Raw genomic sequence first — 16,946 nt, forward strand, 5'->3', positions numbered from 1 at the left:
GCGACAGGTACAGGTTTGCAGGCGCTTTCCTGGTGTCTTGATTACTTCCGCCGAGCTCCGATCGGAGGGCTCTGTCCCTCCGGACCACCCCGCCAACAGGGTCCCGCCAGTTGCTTCGCAAGGCCATGGTGCCCCCCTGATGCCTGAGGCACCCGGACCTCCTCTTGGTGGCGGGTGCAGCAGGCGCACCAGCTCATCCAAGCGCATTTTGCGCAGGGAAGCGGGCTTCGGCGCTGTTTCTGCCCGCGTCGCCCGGTGCCAGGTGGGAGGTTTGCAAAGGCCCTTCGGCCTTTGCTGGGGTGGTTTGGAGGGGCAACGCCCCTCCGACTCGCCGTGACAACGGCGCCCCCGGATACCCCCCGGCCCGGTTCCGGGTTATCCCCGCCGCCATGGCTAATGCCCTCGAACCCTCCGCCCGCGCCCTGCTGAAGCGGCTTTGGCACGACCATCTGGCGGGGCACCGGCGCCGGATCGCGATCGCGCTCGCCTGCACGCTCGGCGTCGCCGCCACGACCGCGCTGTATCCGATCGTCATCCAGCAATCCTTCGACCGCTACACCGAGGGCCGGCATGATTGGCTGTGGCTCGTGCCGATCGTCATCGTCGCCGTCACATCGCTGAAGGCCGCTGCTCAGTTCGGCCAAGCCGTGGCGATCCAATCCGTGGTGCTGCGGGTGATCGAAGGGCTGCAGAACAGCCTGTTCCGCGCGCTGACGCGCGCCGACCTCGCCACCGTGGCGCGGGAGGCCCCGGCCCGCCACGCCGCACGCTTCACCACCGATGCCGCATTGATCCGCGAGGCGCTGACGAAATCCATCAGCGCCGTGGCCGATGCGCTGACGCTGGTCGGGCTCGTCATCTCGATGGTGTGGCTCGACTGGCAGATGTCCCTGGTCGGCGGGCTGCTCTACCCGATCGCGGTGCTGCCGATCCTCAAGCTCGGCAAGCGCATCCGCCGCGCCTCGGGCGGCATGCAGGAACGGGTGGGAGAGGCCGCTGCCACGCTGACGGAATCCTTCGGCGCCGCGCGCGTCGTGCGCGCCTACCGGCTGGAGGGCGCCGAGGAAGCCCGTGCCGCCGGCCTGTTCGCCCGGCTGCGGGACAGCCTGTACGGTATCGCGCGCACGCGCGCCTCGCTGGATCCGATGCTCGAATCGCTGGGCGGCCTCGCCGTGGCCGCCGTGCTGGTCTTCGTCGGCTGGCGCGTCTCCTCGGGAACGGGGACGGTCGGCGAGTTCACCGGCTTCGTCGCGGCCCTGCTGATCGCCTCGCGCCCCGCCCGCGCGCTGGGGTCATTGAACGCGGCGCTGCAGGAGGGGCTCGCCGGCCTGGCGCGGGTCTATGCCGTGATCGATGAGAAGCGCCGCATCGTCGATGCGCCGGATGCGGTGGCCCTGCCACCGGGTCATGGCCGCATCGCCTTCGCGGGTGTGGGTTTCACCTACGACGGCGTACCGGACGCCGCGCTCACCGGCCTGACCTTCGCGGCCGAGCCGGGGCAGACCGTCGCGCTGGTCGGCCCGTCCGGCGGCGGCAAGTCCACGGCGATCGCGCTGGTGCCGCGGCTCTACGACCCGACCGAGGGCTGGGTGCTGATCGACGGCGTCGACACGCGAAGCGTGACGCTTGCCTCCCTCCGCGACGCCATCGCCTATGTGGGGCAGGAGGCGACGATCTTCGACGATACCGCCTTCGCCAACATCGGCTGCGGGCGCCCTGGCGCGACGCGCGCCGAGGTCGAGGAGGCCGCCCGCGCCGCCGCCGCGCACGACTTCATCGCCGCGCTGCCCGATGGGTACGACACGCCGCTCGGCCCCGGCGGATCGCGGCTGTCGGGCGGGCAGCGGCAGCGCGTCTCGCTGGCCCGCGCCCTGCTGCGCAACCCGCGCATCCTGCTGCTGGACGAAGCGACCAGCGCGCTCGATGCGGAGAACGAGGCTCTGGTGCAGCAGGCGCTGGCGCGGCTCCGCGCCGGTCGCACCACGCTGGTCATCGCGCATCGCCTCGCCACGGTGCGCGACGCCGACCGCATCGTGGTGATGGACCGGGGCCGCGCGGTCGAACAGGGGGACCATGCGGCGCTGATGGAACAGGACGGACTTTACGCGCGGCTCGTGCGGACGCAGACATTCGGATGAGCGCCCCGCCCGATCCCGGCGCGCTGTACCCGGTGCCTGGCGATACCTCGACGGTGCTGCTGAAGCCGCTGCTGTCGCTGTTCCCCGACGTCACGAACGTGACGGCCGGCGACTACTCCTACTACCACGACCATGAAGACGCGCTGCGCTTCCTGGAGCGCTGCGTGCGCTACAATTTCGGCTTCGGGTCGCTCTCGATCGGGCGCTACTGCGCCATCGCGCATCGCGCGACCTTCCTGATGCCAGGCGCCAACCATGCGGTCGCGGGGCCGTCGACCTTCCCCTTCGGCATCTTCGGCGGGTCCTTCGCCGAGGCGCTGCCGCTGTCCGACTATCCCTGGCGCGGGGGCGGGCCGACCGCGGTCGGGCACGATGTCTGGCTCGGCACCGCCTGCCTGATCATGCCCGGGGTGACGGTGGGCCACGGCGCGATCGTCGGCGCCCGCGCCGTCGTCACGCGCGACGTACCGCCCTATGCCATCGTCGCCGGCAACCCGGCGCAGGTGGTGAAGATGCGCTTCCCCGCGGGCGACGTCGGACGCCTGCTGGACATCGCCTGGTGGGACTGGCCGGCGGAACGCGTCGCCCGCGCCATCCCCGCGCTGGTCACCGGCGGTGTCGACGCGCTCATTCGCGCCTGAGCACGCCGTCCACGAGCCGGTCCGCCCAGGGGCGGCTGCGGAATTCGGCGCGCAGCTCGTCCTCCGAATAGTCGTCGCGCACCCAGTCGAGGAACGGCTTCGGGCCGCGCGCCTTCAGGAAGGCCGCGTAGCGGCGGAAGAAGGCGTCCAGGATGCCGGTGCGCGCCGCCGCTACATGGCCGAAGCGCAGCGAAAGCTGGCCGAGCGCCTGTTCCACCGGCCGCCCCTGGGCCAGCAGCCAGACGCCCGCGGCAAGGCCGGTGCGGTCCGCGCCGGATTTGCAATGGATCAGCGCGGGTTCGGTCATGCGCGCGAAGATGCCGGCGAGCCGCAGCACGCGGTCCTTGTGCGGGGCTCCGCGCGATTCCAGTGGCGCATCGATATGCTCAAGCCCCAGCTCCGTCGCCGCGAAGCGGCCAAGCGCGTCGGACCCGCAGGCCTCCCGATGGCCACGCAGATTGATGACGGTGCGGATGCCGTGCCGGCGCGCCGCCTGCTCGAGCTGCCACGGCATCGGGTGGTTGGACCGGTAGAGCCGTCCGCTCTCGACCACGCCCCAGTTTCGCCAGCCAAGCCGCAACAAGGCGTGGTCGACGAACAGGGAATTGAGCCAGGCGGCGCGGCGCGCGCCCGGCACGGAAAGGTCGCGGCTGGCCATCGCGGGGCTTATGGCGCGTCCGGTGCCGTTTGTTGAGGGTGCGGCGACGGCGCCGAGGGCTTTGACACAATCCGTCACGGCCCGCCGCGCCATCGCCATCAAGGCGCCGCGGCGCCGCCCGGCCGCCATGGTGCTGTTCCCTTCCATGAAAGTGAGAAGCGCCATGAACCGCCTGCTTCCCGCCGCCGCCCTGCTTATCGCCACCATGGCCGCGGCACCGGCCTGCGCCTATGAGGCGCCGTACCAGCCCGGCTGGGGTCCGGCGCCAGTCACCCCGGTCTGGTACCAGCGGCCCGCGCCGCCGCCGCCACGCTGGGGCTGGCGACCGCCGCCGCCGCGCTGGCATGCCGCGCCGCCCCCGCGGCGCTGGGCTGCCCCGCCCCATCGCGGACGGGGGTGGGACGGTCCGCGTCAGACCCGGTACGATCATCGCCGGCACGACGACCGCCACCGCGGCGACCGGCGCTGGTAGGCCCGGCGCCTTGCCGCGGGTCGTTCGGCAGCCTAGGTGAAGGGCCTCCCGCGGCCCTTCGCCGCGCCTGTGAACGAGACGCCAATCCCTGATGAGCGACGACAAGGACTTGAAGGCAGCCGAGACCGAGGCTGCGCCGACCGCATCCGAAGCCGGCCCCGCCCCTGAGCTAACCCCCGAGGAACGCATCGCCGCGCTCGAGGCTGAGGCTTCCGGGTTCAAGGACAAGTGGCTGCGCGCCGAGGCGGAGATGCAGAACCTGCGATCCCGCACCCAGCGCGAGGTGCAGGAAGCCCGTGCCTACGCGACGCAGAAATTCGCCCGGGACGTGGTCGAGGCCGCGGAGAACCTGCGCCGCGGCATCGACGCCCTGCCCGGCCGGATGGCCGGCGAACCCGAGGTGCTGACCAAGATCCGCGACGGGATCGAAGGGGTCGAACGCTCCTTCCTCGGCATCCTGGAGCGCAACGGCGTGAAGCGGGACGACCCGACCGGCAAGCCCTTCGACCCCGAGCTGCACCAGGCGATGGCCGAGCAGCCGGCGCCGGACGGCTTCGCGCCGGGCACCGTCGTCACCTGCTGGACGCCGGCCTGGACGCTGAACGGGCGGTTGCTGAAGCCGGCGATGGTCGTCGTCGGGCGGTAAGAAGAAAGGTCGGGGGAGAGAACTCCCCCGAACCCCCTCCTTTTTCTGTCTATTGGCGCCGGCCGGTGAAATCAGTCTCCAACCGATAAAAAGCGGAGGGGGATTCGGGGGAGGTGTTCCTCCCCCGCTCTTTCTCAACTCACCGCCACTTCTCGCGCCGCCCGCCGCCCGCCCAGCAGCGCCCCATGGGCGTAGGACGGCGCCTCGGTGGTCGCGGCCTCCCCGGCGAAGAAGATCCGCCCAGCCACCGGCCGCGACAGCGCGCCATGGTCGTCGAGCGACCCGCCCACCGGCAGGAAGGAGTAGGACCCGCGAGCATAGATGTCGCGGGACCAGCGGGTGACGCGGCTGTCCACCGGGCGCGGAATGTCGCTGCCAAACATCCGGCGCAGCGCCTCCATCACCAGATCAACCTGGGCGGCGTCGGGCAGCATCTCGATGCGCTGGGCGGCGGACCCGCCGACCAGGGCCACCAGCACCGGCACGTCCAGATGCGGCTGGAGGGAGACGATCTCGGGTGCGGCGTTGTCCCGCGTGGCGGAAAGGCTGCGCAGGTAATGCGCGTCAGGCGGCCAGAAGGGGCGGTTGAAGGCCAGTACGATCTTGTTCAGCAGGCCGTTGCCGATGCGCGCGATCGCGCCTTGATGGGCGGCGGGCAGCGGCGGGTCGAAGGCGACGTCGCCGCGCTTCAACACGCCGAGCGGCAGCGTCACCACCACGCGGTCGGCGAAATATGCCTGCTCGGCGGTAGCGACGACGACGCCGGAGCCGGCGAGGCGCACCGACCGGACCGCCTGCCGCAACCGGATGTCGATGCCGCGGCCGAGCAGGTCGGTGATGGCGTTGTAGCCCTGGGCGAGGAGGTGGTTCTCCTCCGGGATCTCGCCTTCCCCGCCGAACCAGCCCTGGGCGGAGACTTCGGCGGCGTCACCGCCGGCATAGCCGGCGACGTAGGAGGAAAGCCAGGCCGAGACGCGCTGCTCATAGGGCGTGGCGCGGGTAGTGGGGTCGAGGACCGGCACCGCCTCGGCCAGCGAGACGTCCCGCGCGCCGGCATAGGCATAGGGGCTGTCATGGGCGATCAGCTTGCCGACGGTGTCGAATATGGCGGTGGTCTCGGCCTCGGTCAGGCGGCGGCCATCGGCATCGGCCATGATGCTGCGCGCGTCGTAGGTCGGCATCCGGCGGATGCCGGCCTGGTCAGCAAGGGGCGTGAGGGGGTTGCCCTCGGGCCCATGGATCCAGGCGCCGCCCATGTCGAGCCGGACGCCCCGGAAATCGACGGTGTGCAGGCGGCCACCGGTGCGCGGGCGGGCTTCGAGGACGGTGACGCGGTGCCCGGCATCGGCGAGCGCCCGGGCACATCCGAGGCCGGACAGCCCGGCGCCGATGACGATGACGTTGAGCGGGTGGACCGCCGGCTGGGCCTGAGCGATGCCCGGCACGGTCGGCATTGCCGCAAGCAGGGCCAGAAGGCCGCGTCGGCCCAGTGTCGGCTGGAAGGTCATGGATGGCGCCCCGGTCTGTCCGGAACGATACCGGACCGGACCGGAGCTTGCGAGGCGCTACCCGCGCCGTCTGTGCGCTGGCGCAGCGCCTGACATTCGAAGCCGCGTTTAGCTGACCCAGCTCCCCGAGCCGGCGTTCCAGGCCGGATCGTCATCTTCATAGTCGTCGCCGACACGGCAGAAGAGGCAATTGAACTTGGTAATGCTCGGCGCGACCTTGCGAACGGCCTTGATCGTGTCCTGGAGCGTCACGTGGGAACTGAACCAGCGGTTCCGGATCGTGACGACGACCACCTTGCCCTCCTCGCAGATCGACTGCAGGGATTCGTAGGTGTAGCCGCGCTCCGCCTTCGCGTCCTCCGGCGCCTGATTATGCCGACCTTCAAACTTGTTGAGGATGTAGTTGGTGCACCGCTCTCCCGCGCCGAAGGCGGTGTCGTTGTTCTGGTTGTCGACGATCGGCTTGCCGGTCCGCAGGTTGTTGGTCCGGTAGATCAGGCAATAGCCATGCGGCTGGAAGAACTGGACCGAGCATCCGGTGGGAACAGTGAATGTATCATTGTCGATCAGATAGTCCCCGGAATCGGATCCGCCGTGACCGCTGATCCAGCACTCGGTCGCCGTCTTGGTGTTGCCGATAACATAATGTTCCGACAGCTTGACGACCCAGGCCCCCTCGCCAAACTTCATGCTCGCCTTGCGATTGGTCGACAGCGCATGATCAAGCCAATTGGCGAAATACTGTCCCGCACTCATGGTTGGAATCTCCCTGCCCCCGGGTGCCGAAATTTAGATGCATGCTGAAGCAGAGGTCCAGCCACATCACGGGGGCGGGAGGGACATTTGCCGCGCGGCGTTGCGCCGGGACTTGTCCGCCGCCTCGCCAAACAATACATCCAACCCGTCACGAAGCCCCGCCCCGCGCGGGGATCCCCCCACCACCCATCCGCGGCGGCTCTCGCCGCCGGTTCACACAGGGGGCGGGCACGGTGCCACCTCTCGGGCCGTCCCTGCCTGCCGCAGAGGAGAGTATCGGATGAGCAAGGTCATCGGCATCGACCTCGGCACGACGAATTCCTGCGTCGCCATCATGGAAGGCAAGGACGTCAGGGTCATCGAGAACGCCGAGGGTGCCCGCACCACCCCCTCCATGGTCGCCTTCGCCAAGAATGGCGAGCGCCTCGTCGGCCAGTCCGCGAAGCGCCAGGCGGTCACGAACCCCATGGGCACGCTGTATGCGGTGAAGCGCCTGATCGGCCGCCGCTTCGACGACCCGATGGTGCAGAAGGACATCGGCCTCGCGCCCTTCAAGATCACCAAGGCCGCCAATGGCGATGCCTGGGTGGAAGTGGACGGCCAGTCCTACGCGCCGCAGCAGGTCAGCGCGATGGTGCTGACCAAGATGAAGGAGACCGCCGAGTCCTATCTCGGCGAGACCGTCTCCCAGGCCGTCATCACCGTCCCGGCCTACTTCAACGACGCCCAGCGCCAGGCGACCAAGGAAGCCGGCACGGTTGCCGGCCTCGAGGTGCTGCGCATCATCAACGAGCCGACGGCGGCAGCGCTCGCCTACGGCATGGACCAGAAGAAGGGCGGCACCATCGCGGTCTATGACCTCGGCGGCGGCACCTTCGACGTGTCGATCCTCGAGATCGGCGACGGCGTGTTCGAGGTGAAGTCCACCAACGGCGATACCTTCCTCGGCGGCGAGGACTTCGACCAGCGCGTCATCGACTACCTGGCCGACGAGTTCCGCAAGGAGCAGGGCATCGACCTGCGCGGCGACAAGCTCGCCCTGCAGCGCCTGAAGGAAGCGGCCGAGAAGGCAAAGATCGAGCTGTCCTCCGCCAAGGAGACCGAGGTCAACCTGCCCTTCATCACCGCCGACGCCTCCGGGCCGAAGCACCTGGTGATGAAGCTGACGCGGGCGAAGCTCGAAGCGCTGGTGGACGACCTGATCACCCGCACCCTCGACCCCTGCAAGCAGGCGCTGAAGGATGCCGGGCTGACGGCGGGCGAGATCGACGAGGTGATCCTGGTCGGCGGCATGACCCGCATGCCCAAGGTCATCGAGGTGGTGAAGTCCTTCTTCGGCAAGGAACCCGCCCGCAACGTCAACCCGGATGAGGTGGTCGCCATCGGTGCCGCGATCCAGGGCGGCGTGCTGAAGGGCGACGTGAAGGACGTCCTGCTGCTCGACGTCACCCCGCTGTCGCTGGGCATCGAGACGCTGGGCGGCGTGTTCACCCGCCTGATCGACCGCAACACCACCATCCCGACGAAGAAGTCGCAGGTCTTCTCGACGGCCGACGACAACCAGACCGCGGTGACCATCAAGGTCTACCAGGGTGAGCGGGAGATGGCGGCCGACAACAAGCAGCTCGGCACCTTCGACCTGACCGGCATCCCGCCGGCGCCGCGCGGCGTGCCGCAGGTGGAAGTGACCTTCGACATCGACGCGAACGGCATCGTGTCCGTCAGCGCGAAGGACAAGGCCACGGGCAAGGAGCAGCAGATCCGCATCCAGGCCAAGTCCGGCCTGTCGGACGCCGATATCGAGCGGATGGTGAAGGACGCCGAGCAGAACGCCGAGGCGGACAAGAAGCGCCGCGAGGGTGTCGAGGCGCGCAACCAGCTCGAAGCCCTGGTGCACCAGTCCGAGCGCACGCTGAAGGAGAATGGCGACAAGATCCCGCCGGCCGAGAAGGCCGATGTGGAAGCCGCCATCACCGAGGCGCGCTCGGCCATGGAGAGCCAGGACGCCGAGGCGATGACCCGTGCTACCGAGCGGCTGGGCCAGGCGTCGATGAAGATGGGCGAGGCGCTGTACAAGGCCCAGGCGGAAGCGCCGCCGGCCGAGGGCGGCGCGGCGCCGGGTGGTGCCTCGGGCGCGGCGGGCAACGACAAGGTCGTGGACGCCGAGTTCGAGGAAGTCGACCCGAACAAGCGCAAGCCGTCCTGACGGGCGGCAGCGTCGTCGTGAATAGTGTCGCCCGGTTCCCCAAGGGACCGGGCGGCGCATCTTTTGGGGGCAAGTCTTCGGATCGCGGCCCGCCGCGACCCGCGAGCGCACAGCGCGACCGCGCCCAGACCAACAGCGGTCCCCGGCGGACCAGTGCAGGGCGCGAAGGCAAGCCGCACGGATGTGCGGCGCCCGCCGTCTGAGGGCCTGAACAATGTCTAAACGTGACTACTACGAAGTCCTCGGCGTGGGGCGCGATGCGGATGAGGATGCGCTGAAGAAGGCGTATCGCAAGCTCGCGATGAAGTATCATCCTGATCGCAACCAGGGTGACCAGCAGGCCGAGGTGAAGTTCAAGGAACTGAACGAGGCCTATGACGTCCTGAAGGATGGCGAGAAGCGCGCCGCCTATGACCGCTTCGGCCATGCCGCCTTCGAGCAGGGCGGACCGGGCGGCGGTGGCGGTGGCTTCCAGGGCTTCGGTGGCGGCTTCGAGGACATCTTCGAGGAGATGTTCGGCCGCTTCGGCGGGGGCCGCGGCGGGCGCGGCGGCGCCACGGGCCGTGGCGCAGACCTGCGGACGCAGGTCGAGATCACGCTGGAGGAAGCCTTCGGCGGCACCAAATCCAATATCCGCATTCCGAGTTCGGTCAGCTGCGAGGCCTGCAAGGGCACGGGCGCGGAGGACGGCGCGACATCAGGCGTGCAGACCTGCGGTACCTGCAACGGCCAGGGCAAGGTGCGTGCGCAGCAGGGCTTCTTCCTAATCGAACGCACGTGCCCGACCTGCGGCGGTTCCGGCCGTACCATCAAGAACCCCTGCAAGATCTGCCACGGCGCCGGGCGCGTGCAGCGCGACCGCAACCTGAATGTGACGATCCCGCCGGGGGTGGAGGACGGCACGCGCATCCGCCTGGCGGGTGAGGGCGAGGCCGGACTGCGTGGCGCGCCATCGGGCGACCTCTACGTCGACATCGCCGTGAAGCCGCACCCGATCTTCCAACGGGAAGGGGCGAACATCTTCATCCGCGTGCCGTTGCGTATGACGCAGGCGGCGCTCGGCGGGCATGTGGAGGTCCCGAGCATCGATGGCGGCCGCGCGCGGGTGACCATTCCGGCCGGCAGCCAGACGGGGGACCAGTTCCGCCTGCGCGGCAAGGGCTTCTCCGTGCTGCGCTCTGCCGCGCGCGGCGACATGTATGTGCAGGTCAGCGTCGAGACGCCGCAGAACCTCACCACCCGTCAGCGCGAGTTACTCGAGGAGTTCGAGGGTGAGGCGACATCCGCAAGCAAGACGAGCCCCGAAAGCGAGGGCTTCTTTGCGAAGGTGAAGGAGTTCTGGGACGGGCTGGGGCGCTAGGCGCCACCGGAGAGGGGGCCACCCCCCTCTCCGCGCCCGGCGTTACATCGCCGGCATCGCCCAGTAGTCGTCGACCAGCCGGCGACGTTCGGCCCAGCCTTCCTCGATGACCGGCGCCTTTTCAAGCCGCTCCTTGTCCATCTTCACGACATAGCCACCCAGGCTGGTGTCGTAGCGCAGCATCTCCCACGGCAGCGGGTAGTGCTTCGAACCCAGGCCCAGGAAGCCGCCGAAGGACAGCACGGCGTAGGCGACGCGGCCTGTCTGCTTGTCCAGCATCACGTCCTCGATGCTGCCGATGTGCTCGGCATTGAGTGAATAGACGTCGGTACCGGATACCTTGCCGCCGGCGATCAGGTGGCCGGTGGTGGGGGCCGTCATGTCCTTCGTCGTCGGACGAGCGTTCTGGCGGGGATCGGGGACGGTGTTCATCTCGGTTCCTCCTTGCGGGGGTTGCCCCGGGAGAACGCGGGTCCGTGCAGAGGGTTCCAGCCGAGCTGCGATATTGGCGCAGATCGCGACAGGCATTCGGGTGTTGCGCGATAACATTGTCGTCTGGAATCGAATACCGGCCCCGGCTGTCCGAACCAACTGCCTTTACCAGCCACCACGAAGTACTGCCTTGGACCGTCGGCTTTGGTCGAGGGGTTCCCGGGCAACGCCTTCTCCGGCCTGTCGCCCCTTGCGGCGATCACGGCAAGCGCGCTGACTCCCGCCACAGGATAAGGACCAGCCACTTGACCATCCGCATCGGCATTGCCGGCATCGCCGGCCGCATGGGTCGTCTTCTCGCCGAGGAGACGGCCGCCGCCGGCGCCACCCTGGCCGGCGGCACCATCCGCCCCGGCGCGCCGCTCGAAACGCTGCCCGCCGGGCTGCCGGTGATGACGGATATCGTGGCGCTGTGCGCGGCCTCCGATGTGGTGATCGACTTCACCCACGCCCATGCGGCCCGCGCCCATGCGCTGGCGGCCGCCGAGACGGGCACGCCGCTGGTGCTTGGTTCCTCCGGCCTGACGGCGGCGGAGGAAGCGGCGGTGGCCGAGGCGGCGCAGCGCACCCCGATCGTCTACGCCGCCAATTTCGCGCCGGGGGTGAACCTGTTCCTCGCCGTCGCCGAACGCATGGCCGCCGCCCTTCCGGCCGCCCAGTACGACGCCGAGATCGTCGAGATGCACCACCGCCAGAAGGTGGATGCGCCGTCAGGCACGGCGGTGGCGCTGGGCCGGGCGGTCGCCGCGGGTCGGGGAACGACGCTCGAGGAGGCCGGCCGGGAGAGCGGCCGCGACGGGCATACCGGCGCGCGCGGCACGGGCACGATCGGCTTCGCGGCGCTGCGCGGGGGCCAGGTGGTCGGCGAGCACACGCTGCTGTTTGCCGCAGCGTCCGAACACATCAGCCTGACGCATCAATCCTTCGATCGCCGGGTCTATGCGACCGGCGCGGTGCGCGCGGCGCTCTGGGTCTCGGGCCGCGCGCCCGGGCTCTATGGCATGCGTGACGTGCTGGGCATGTAGGTCTCGCCCAGACGGTCATCGAACATCTGCCGGGCTTCCAGCAACAAGGCGGCGAGCGTGTCCGCCGCCAGGGTCAGCATCTCGCTGCTGGTCGCCTGCTGCTTTTCGATGGGCGCCCAGCCCTTCGCCTCGCGCTTGGAAAGGCCGTAGAGCAAGGCCTGGCCGAGCCGCAGCACCAGCATGCGCTCGGCGATAGTCAGCGCCGCGGCCTGGGCCTGCTCGGCGGGCACCTCGGCCGGCGCCGTCGCGATCAATGCATCGGCCACACGCTGCACGCTCGGGTAGCCGAGGTTGACATAGAGCTGGTGCGTCTCCGGATAGAAGCGCGCGGCGCGGTGCGTCAGGTTGCGATCAGCGATCTCCTGCTCGTCGCGCAGCAGGAGCAGTTCCGGGATCACCTCCAGATCCTCGACCTCATCGACGACCTGGCCCTCGGCGTCGCCGGGCGGCGGCGGCGGCGGCGTCACATCGGGCGCGGCCTTGGGTGCTGCGGCGGCATCCGGGGGAGCAGCGACCCCTGCCATCGTCTCCGGGCCAGTGGGCGGCGGGCGACGCAGGCGGGGCCGCTTTCGCTTCAGGCCCAGTTCGGCCATCAGGTGCCGAAGCTGATCGTTGACGTCGCCCAGCAGGTCGAGATCGGGCGAGAGGCTCTGCACCAGTTCCCGCACCCAGCCCGGAAGGCGCGCGCGGACCATGGCGGCGAAGTCGGGCAGGCGCGCCGGGTCCTGCGCGCCGTTGCGGTAGCGGAGGAACTGCCGGTACGCCTCGGGCCGCGCGGGGTATCCTTTCGGCAGTTCGATGACGACGGACAGGTGCCGTGCCCCGAAGCCGATGCCGAAAGCGGGCGCTTCCTGCGTCCAGCGCGTGGCGGATCGGAAATCGTAGAACTCGTCGTCATGCACCAGGCCGCCGAAGCTGATGTCGGGGGAGAGCCGGTCAACGAATGAGGCATTCCGCCCCGGCAGGCTCGGATGCGCCGGGTCGTAGCCGAAGCGCGCCATGACGCCTTCCGGCAGTTCGACCACCTCGCAGCGAGCGAAGCGCTGGTCCATGTGGCTGTCGAGCGGAACAAAGGCGCGCGGCCGCAGCGTATTGGCGATCTCGGGGCCGAGCATCACCCGCACGCCGCCGGCGATGCGGAAGAAGCGGTGCTGCAGTTCCCGCAACACCCACCCTTTCAGGACCCGGGGATTGCCGCCGTAGGGATCGGCCACCGTGTCCTGGTCCGCGCGCTGACCGAGCAGCGTCACCTCCGTCCAGTCATGAGTGGTGTCGGCGCCGGCCTCACGCACGGCTGCCGTCACGTCGATGACGGCGGCGCCGCCAGGCTGCAGGATCCGGCCATAGACGCCGTTCCGCTTGCCGATCGTGACCTCGCTGACCTGCCCACGTTTGCACGACCGGTAGCGCACGCCGAGGTGGTTCGACGGCAGGGTGGCGACCTTCGCTCCCATGCCGAAATTGCCGTCCAGCGCCTGCAGCTTCCCGACCGAGGAGGCGATGTCGCACATCCGGTGCAGCTCATCGGCATCGAGCCCCGGCCCGGTGTTCCACAGCCGCAGCTTGCGCACGCCGTCAACCGCGACACCGGTGATCTCGACGAGTCGGCGGCCCGGCGGCGCATGGCAGGCGGCCTCCAGCGCATTCTTCACCAGTTCGCGGATCATCATCGACCGGGGGCAGCGCTCGATCATGCTGGCAACGAGGAAATCCTCGTCGCCCACCCTCAGCTTCGTTATCCCGGCCATGCCGTCACGCCCCCTGTTCCGGAAAGCCCCGGATGGATGAACCGTAAAGCGTCTCCGGACGCAACCGCGCTGCCTTGACCCCGCCACACCCCCTTGCCATACGCGATCGTCCCCGGATGCCCCGGGCCCAGCCCGCCGGGGCTTCCAGCCGGCGAATTCCCCCCGCGACAAGAGGCCGAACCAAGCCATGCGCGATACCGGCGAGTATCTCTTCACGTCCGAGTCCGTTTCCGAAGGCCATCCGGACAAGGTGGCCGACCGCATCTCGGATACGGTGCTCGATGCCTTCCTGACGGCCGACCCTTATTCGCGGGTGGCCTGCGAGACCCTGGTGACGACCAACCGTGTCGTCCTGGCCGGCGAAGTCCGCGGCCCCGGTTCGGTCACGCCGGAATACCTGATGCATCTGGCGCGGCTTGCGATCCATGACATCGGTTATGAGCAGGACGGCTTCCACTGGGAGAAGGCGAGCATCGAATGCCACCTGCACGCCCAGTCCGCCCATATCGCGCAGGGCGTCGATGCCGCCGGCAACAAGGATGAAGGCGCCGGCGACCAGGGCATCATGTTCGGCTACGCCTGCACCGAGACGCCGGATCTCATGCCCGCGCCGCTGTACTACGCGCACCTGATCCTGCGCCGCATCAGCGAGCTGCGCCGCATCGCGCACCCATCCGTGCAGGGCCTGCTGCCCGACGCGAAGTCCCAGGTGACGCTGCGCTACGTGGACGGCAAGCCGGTGGGCGCGACCTCCATCGTGCTCTCGACCCAGCACGCCGAAGGCATGGAGCAGTCGCAGATCAAGGCGATGGTGAAGCCGCTGATCGAGGAAGCGCTGCCCGCCGGCTGGATGTGCCCGGAAGCCGAGCTGTACGTGAACCCGACCGGCCAGTTCGTGATCGGCGGTCCGGACGGCGATTGCGGCCTGACCGGGCGCAAGATCATCGTCGACACCTATGGCGGCGCCGCGCCGCATGGTGGCGGGGCGTTCTCGGGCAAGGATCCGACGAAGGTCGATCGTTCGGCCGCCTATGCCGCGCGCTATGTCGCGAAGAACGTCGTCGCGGCCGGCCTCGCGGACAAGTGCACCATCCAGGTGTCCTATGCGATCGGCGTGTCGAAGCCGCTGTCGGTGTATTTCGACCTGCACGGCACCGGGCGCGACATCGATGAGGTGAAGCTCGCCAAGGTGATCGACGGGCTGGTGAATCTCTCCCCGCGTGGCATCCGCGAACACCTGCACATGAACCGGCCGATCTACGTGCCGACCTCGGCCTATGGCCATTTCGGCCGCACGCCGGACGAGGATCTCGGGACCTTCACCTGGGAGAAGACCGACCTCACCGACGAGCTGAAGCGCGCCTTCGGCCGGTGACGACGCAGGGTGACATGCGGCCGGGCGACCTGCCGCATCGCGCGCCCTCCCTGACGCCGGAGGGTATTCCCGACCGGCTGTATGGCCGCCGCCGGGGGCATCCCCTGCGGCCGCGGCAGGAACGGCTGATCGAGCTTGCCCTGCCGCGCTTCCGCCTCACCGCGGCGGAGGCGGCCCACCCGCAGGGCCCCTTCCCGGGTGCGACCGACCTGTGGCTTGAAGTCGGCTTCGGCGGGGGCGAGCATGCGCTCGCCCTGTCCGCGGCGCATCCCGGCGTTGCGCTGATCGCCTCCGAGGTGTTCGAGAACGGGCTGTGCTCGCTGCTGACGCGGGTCGTGCCCGAAGGCGCCGAGGCGACCTGCCGGGTGCCCGACCGCCTGCGCCTGTGGCCGGAGGATGCGCGCCACCTTGTCGCGCTGCTGCCGGATGCGGCGCTCGGCCGGCTGTACCTGATGTTCCCCGACCCCTGGCCGAAGGCACGGCACGCCAAGCGCCGCTTCGTGCACCACGCCATGCTGCCGCTGGTGGCCCGCGTGCTGCGCGCCGGGGCCGAATGGCGCATCGCCTCCGACGACCCGACCTATCAGGCCTGGGTGGAGGAGGTCTTCGCCGACCAGGCGTTCTTCACGCTGCGCAGCGTTGTCACCGACCGCGCCGCCGACTGGCATCCGACGCGATACGAGGCGAAGGCGATCCGCGAGGGCCGGATGCCGCGGTACTGGACCTTCGTGCGGAGCGATGCGCCATGCAGTTGAACGGAGCGGCTGCCCTCGTTACCGGCGCGGGCTCCGGCCTCGGCGCTGCCACGGCCGAGGCGCTGGCCGCCGCCGGCGCGCATGTCGTCGCGATGGACCTGAATGCGGACGGCCTCGCCGCTCTCGCGTCTCGCTGCGATGCCACGCCGATCGCCGGGGACGTCACGAGCGAAACCGATGTCGCGGGCGCCCTGGAAGCTGCCGGCGGCCTCGGACCGCTGCGGCTGGTCGTGAACTGTGCGGGCATTGCGCCTGCCGCCCGCGTTGTCGGACGCAACGGCGCGCATGACCTCGCGCTGTTCGAACGCACGCTGCGCATCAATCTGGTCGGCACCTTCAATGTGCTGCGCCTCGCCGCGCAGCGCATGCAGCGGCTGGAGCCGACGGCGCCGGACCATGAGCGCGGTGTCATCGTCAACACCGCCTCCATCGCCGCCGAGGACGGGCAGGTCGGCCAATGCGCCTATGCCGCATCCAAGGCGGGCGTGATGGGGCTGACGCTTCCCGCGGCGCGGGAACTGGCAAAATCCGGCATCCGCGTCGTCACCATCGCCCCGGGGCTGTTCGAGACGCCGATGCTCGCCGGCCTGCCGGATGCTGCCCAGGCAGCGATCCGCGCGCTGCCGCCTTTCCCGGCACGGCTCGGCAAGCCCGCGGAGTTCGCCGCCATGGTGCTGGCGATCTGCGCGAACCCGCTGCTGAACGGCACGACGATCCGCGTCGATTCGGCGCTGCGCCTGCCGCCCTGACCTCAGGCGCCGCGCGGCGCCAGCAGGATGACCGCGGCGCCGGTCAGGCACAGTGCGGCACCGATGGCATCCCAGCGGTCCGGCCGGACGCCCTCCACCAGCCACATCCAGACGAGCGACGCGGCGATATAGACGCCGCCATAGGCGGCGAAGGCGCGCCCGGCGGCGGCGGCATCGACGCGCGACAGCAGCCAGGCGAAGGCAATCAGCGCCGCCACGCCGGGGACCAGCCACCACGGGCTGCGGCCGAGACGCAGCACCGCCCAGAAGGCGAAGCAGCCACCGATCTCGGCGATGGCGGCAAGGGTGTAGATCAGGATCACGGGCGCATTGGAGGGGCTTTGCCCCTCCAGACCACCCCAGCAAAGGCCGAAAGGCCTTTGCAAACCTCAACTTGGTGCTGGGCCATACGGTTCG

Annotated in this window: 16 protein-coding genes; 10 read left to right on the forward strand and 6 right to left on the reverse strand. The window is 69.6% G+C overall.

From position 1 onward, the window contains the following. The first annotated feature begins 389 nt into the window (after window positions 1-389). Together GXW78_RS16670 and GXW78_RS16675 are read left to right on the forward strand one after the other, a co-directional pair. Window positions 390-2,138 (forward strand): ABC transporter ATP-binding protein, encoded by a 1,749-nt coding sequence (locus tag GXW78_RS16670; RefSeq protein WP_211869968.1) that lies wholly within the window; start codon window positions 390-392, stop codon window positions 2,136-2,138. Next, window positions 2,135-2,779 (forward strand): CatB-related O-acetyltransferase, encoded by a 645-nt coding sequence (locus GXW78_RS16675; protein ID WP_211869969.1) that lies wholly within the window; start codon window positions 2,135-2,137, stop codon window positions 2,777-2,779. The genes GXW78_RS16670 and GXW78_RS16675 overlap by 4 nt, the downstream gene beginning before the upstream one ends. Here the strand turns inward: GXW78_RS16675 and GXW78_RS16680 are convergent. Further along, on the reverse strand, window positions 2,766-3,437 hold the full coding sequence (locus GXW78_RS16680) for a tyrosine-protein phosphatase (RefSeq protein ID WP_211869970.1): 672 nt from the start codon (window positions 3,435-3,437) through the stop codon (window positions 2,766-2,768). The two genes, GXW78_RS16675 and GXW78_RS16680, sit on opposite strands and share 14 nt — an antisense overlap. Before the next feature lie 163 nt (window positions 3,438-3,600). Between GXW78_RS16680 and GXW78_RS16685 the strand changes: the two genes are divergently transcribed. Together GXW78_RS16685 and GXW78_RS16690 are read left to right on the forward strand one after the other, a co-directional pair. Next, a complete protein-coding gene (locus tag GXW78_RS16685) occupies window positions 3,601-3,909 on the forward strand; it encodes a hypothetical protein (RefSeq protein ID WP_211869971.1) in 309 nt (102 codons plus the stop codon). A 91-nt stretch (window positions 3,910-4,000) separates the two neighbouring features. Beyond that, entirely contained in the window at window positions 4,001-4,555 is a 555-nt protein-coding gene (locus GXW78_RS16690; RefSeq protein WP_211869972.1) for a nucleotide exchange factor GrpE, read from the forward strand. Window positions 4,556-4,689: 134 nt separating this feature from the next. On the opposite strand, the gene GXW78_RS16695 is transcribed toward GXW78_RS16690, so the two are convergent. Together GXW78_RS16695 and GXW78_RS16700 are read right to left on the reverse strand one after the other, a co-directional pair. Then, window positions 4,690-6,063 (reverse strand): flavin monoamine oxidase family protein, encoded by a 1,374-nt coding sequence (locus GXW78_RS16695; protein ID WP_211869973.1) that lies wholly within the window; start codon window positions 6,061-6,063, stop codon window positions 4,690-4,692. 108 nt (window positions 6,064-6,171) lie between these two features. Beyond that, window positions 6,172-6,819, reverse strand: a complete 648-nt coding sequence (locus GXW78_RS16700) for a putative adhesin (RefSeq protein ID WP_211869974.1) — start codon at window positions 6,817-6,819, stop codon at window positions 6,172-6,174. Window positions 6,820-7,099: 280 nt separating this feature from the next. Here GXW78_RS16700 and dnaK point away from each other — a divergent pair, with 280 nt between their 5' ends. Both dnaK and dnaJ read left to right on the forward strand, forming a co-directional pair. After that, complete coding sequence (gene dnaK, locus GXW78_RS16705; protein WP_211869975.1) at window positions 7,100-9,025, forward strand: molecular chaperone DnaK; 1,926 nt, start codon at window positions 7,100-7,102, stop codon at window positions 9,023-9,025. Window positions 9,026-9,239: 214 nt separating this feature from the next. After that, window positions 9,240-10,385: a molecular chaperone DnaJ gene (gene dnaJ / locus GXW78_RS16710; RefSeq protein ID WP_211869976.1), complete on the forward strand. Its 1,146-nt coding sequence runs from the start codon at window positions 9,240-9,242 to the stop codon at window positions 10,383-10,385. Window positions 10,386-10,427: 42 nt separating this feature from the next. Here dnaJ and GXW78_RS16715 read toward each other — a convergent pair whose 3' ends face one another. Continuing rightward, window positions 10,428-10,817, reverse strand: a complete 390-nt coding sequence (locus GXW78_RS16715) for a PRC-barrel domain-containing protein (RefSeq protein ID WP_246522294.1) — start codon at window positions 10,815-10,817, stop codon at window positions 10,428-10,430. 311 nt (window positions 10,818-11,128) lie between these two features. Between GXW78_RS16715 and dapB the strand changes: the two genes are divergently transcribed. Further along, window positions 11,129-11,902 (forward strand): 4-hydroxy-tetrahydrodipicolinate reductase, encoded by a 774-nt coding sequence (gene dapB, locus GXW78_RS16720; protein ID WP_211870010.1) that lies wholly within the window; start codon window positions 11,129-11,131, stop codon window positions 11,900-11,902. Here dapB and GXW78_RS16725 read toward each other — a convergent pair. Further along, window positions 11,872-13,650, reverse strand: a complete 1,779-nt coding sequence (locus GXW78_RS16725) for an ATP-binding protein (RefSeq protein ID WP_211869977.1) — start codon at window positions 13,648-13,650, stop codon at window positions 11,872-11,874. The two genes, dapB and GXW78_RS16725, sit on opposite strands and share 31 nt — an antisense overlap. 187 nt (window positions 13,651-13,837) lie before the next feature. On the opposite strand from GXW78_RS16725, the gene metK reads away from it, so the two are divergent. Genes metK through GXW78_RS16740 form a run of 3 tightly spaced genes read left to right on the forward strand, consistent with a single transcriptional unit; the run spans window position 13,838 to window position 16,529 of the window. Continuing rightward, on the forward strand, window positions 13,838-15,025 hold the full coding sequence (metK, locus tag GXW78_RS16730; RefSeq protein ID WP_211869978.1) for a methionine adenosyltransferase: 1,188 nt from the start codon (window positions 13,838-13,840) through the stop codon (window positions 15,023-15,025). Between the two features lie 14 nt (window positions 15,026-15,039). Beyond that, window positions 15,040-15,780: a tRNA (guanine(46)-N(7))-methyltransferase TrmB gene (gene trmB, locus GXW78_RS16735; RefSeq protein WP_211870011.1), complete on the forward strand. Its 741-nt coding sequence runs from the start codon at window positions 15,040-15,042 to the stop codon at window positions 15,778-15,780. Continuing rightward, entirely contained in the window at window positions 15,771-16,529 is a 759-nt protein-coding gene (locus GXW78_RS16740) for an SDR family NAD(P)-dependent oxidoreductase (RefSeq protein ID WP_211869979.1), read from the forward strand. The genes trmB and GXW78_RS16740 overlap by 10 nt, the downstream gene beginning before the upstream one ends. Window positions 16,530-16,531: 2 nt before the next feature. Here GXW78_RS16740 and GXW78_RS16745 read toward each other — a convergent pair whose 3' ends face one another. Beyond that, a complete protein-coding gene (locus GXW78_RS16745; RefSeq protein ID WP_211869980.1) occupies window positions 16,532-16,852 on the reverse strand; it encodes a YnfA family protein in 321 nt (106 codons plus the stop codon). Window positions 16,853-16,946 lie beyond the last annotated feature (94 nt).

The organism is Neoroseomonas terrae, from assembly GCF_018129025.1.
Lineage (GTDB): Bacteria > Pseudomonadota > Alphaproteobacteria > Acetobacterales > Acetobacteraceae > Neoroseomonas > Neoroseomonas terrae.

Excerpts from the sequence above, each read along its gene's own strand:
- GXW78_RS16680 (WP_211869970.1), bottom strand. The coding sequence starts at position 3,437 with ATGGCCAGCCGCGACCTTTCCGTGCCGGGCGCGCGCCGCGCCGCCTGG.
- GXW78_RS16685 (WP_211869971.1), top strand. The coding sequence starts at position 3,601 with ATGAACCGCCTGCTTCCCGCCGCCGCCCTGCTTATCGCCACCATGGCC.
- GXW78_RS16670 (WP_211869968.1), top strand. The coding sequence starts at position 390 with ATGGCTAATGCCCTCGAACCCTCCGCCCGCGCCCTGCTGAAGCGGCTT.
- dnaK (WP_211869975.1), top strand. The coding sequence starts at position 7,100 with ATGAGCAAGGTCATCGGCATCGACCTCGGCACGACGAATTCCTGCGTC.
- trmB (WP_211870011.1), top strand. The coding sequence starts at position 15,040 with ATGCGGCCGGGCGACCTGCCGCATCGCGCGCCCTCCCTGACGCCGGAG.
- GXW78_RS16675 (WP_211869969.1), top strand. The coding sequence starts at position 2,135 with ATGAGCGCCCCGCCCGATCCCGGCGCGCTGTACCCGGTGCCTGGCGAT.
- GXW78_RS16690 (WP_211869972.1), top strand. The coding sequence starts at position 4,001 with ATGAGCGACGACAAGGACTTGAAGGCAGCCGAGACCGAGGCTGCGCCG.
- metK (WP_211869978.1), top strand. The coding sequence starts at position 13,838 with ATGCGCGATACCGGCGAGTATCTCTTCACGTCCGAGTCCGTTTCCGAA.
- dnaJ (WP_211869976.1), top strand. The coding sequence starts at position 9,240 with ATGTCTAAACGTGACTACTACGAAGTCCTCGGCGTGGGGCGCGATGCG.
- GXW78_RS16715 (WP_246522294.1), bottom strand. The coding sequence starts at position 10,817 with ATGAACACCGTCCCCGATCCCCGCCAGAACGCTCGTCCGACGACGAAG.
- GXW78_RS16700 (WP_211869974.1), bottom strand. The coding sequence starts at position 6,819 with ATGAGTGCGGGACAGTATTTCGCCAATTGGCTTGATCATGCGCTGTCG.
- GXW78_RS16725 (WP_211869977.1), bottom strand. The coding sequence starts at position 13,650 with ATGGCCGGGATAACGAAGCTGAGGGTGGGCGACGAGGATTTCCTCGTT.
- GXW78_RS16695 (WP_211869973.1), bottom strand. The coding sequence starts at position 6,063 with ATGACCTTCCAGCCGACACTGGGCCGACGCGGCCTTCTGGCCCTGCTT.
- GXW78_RS16740 (WP_211869979.1), top strand. The coding sequence starts at position 15,771 with ATGCAGTTGAACGGAGCGGCTGCCCTCGTTACCGGCGCGGGCTCCGGC.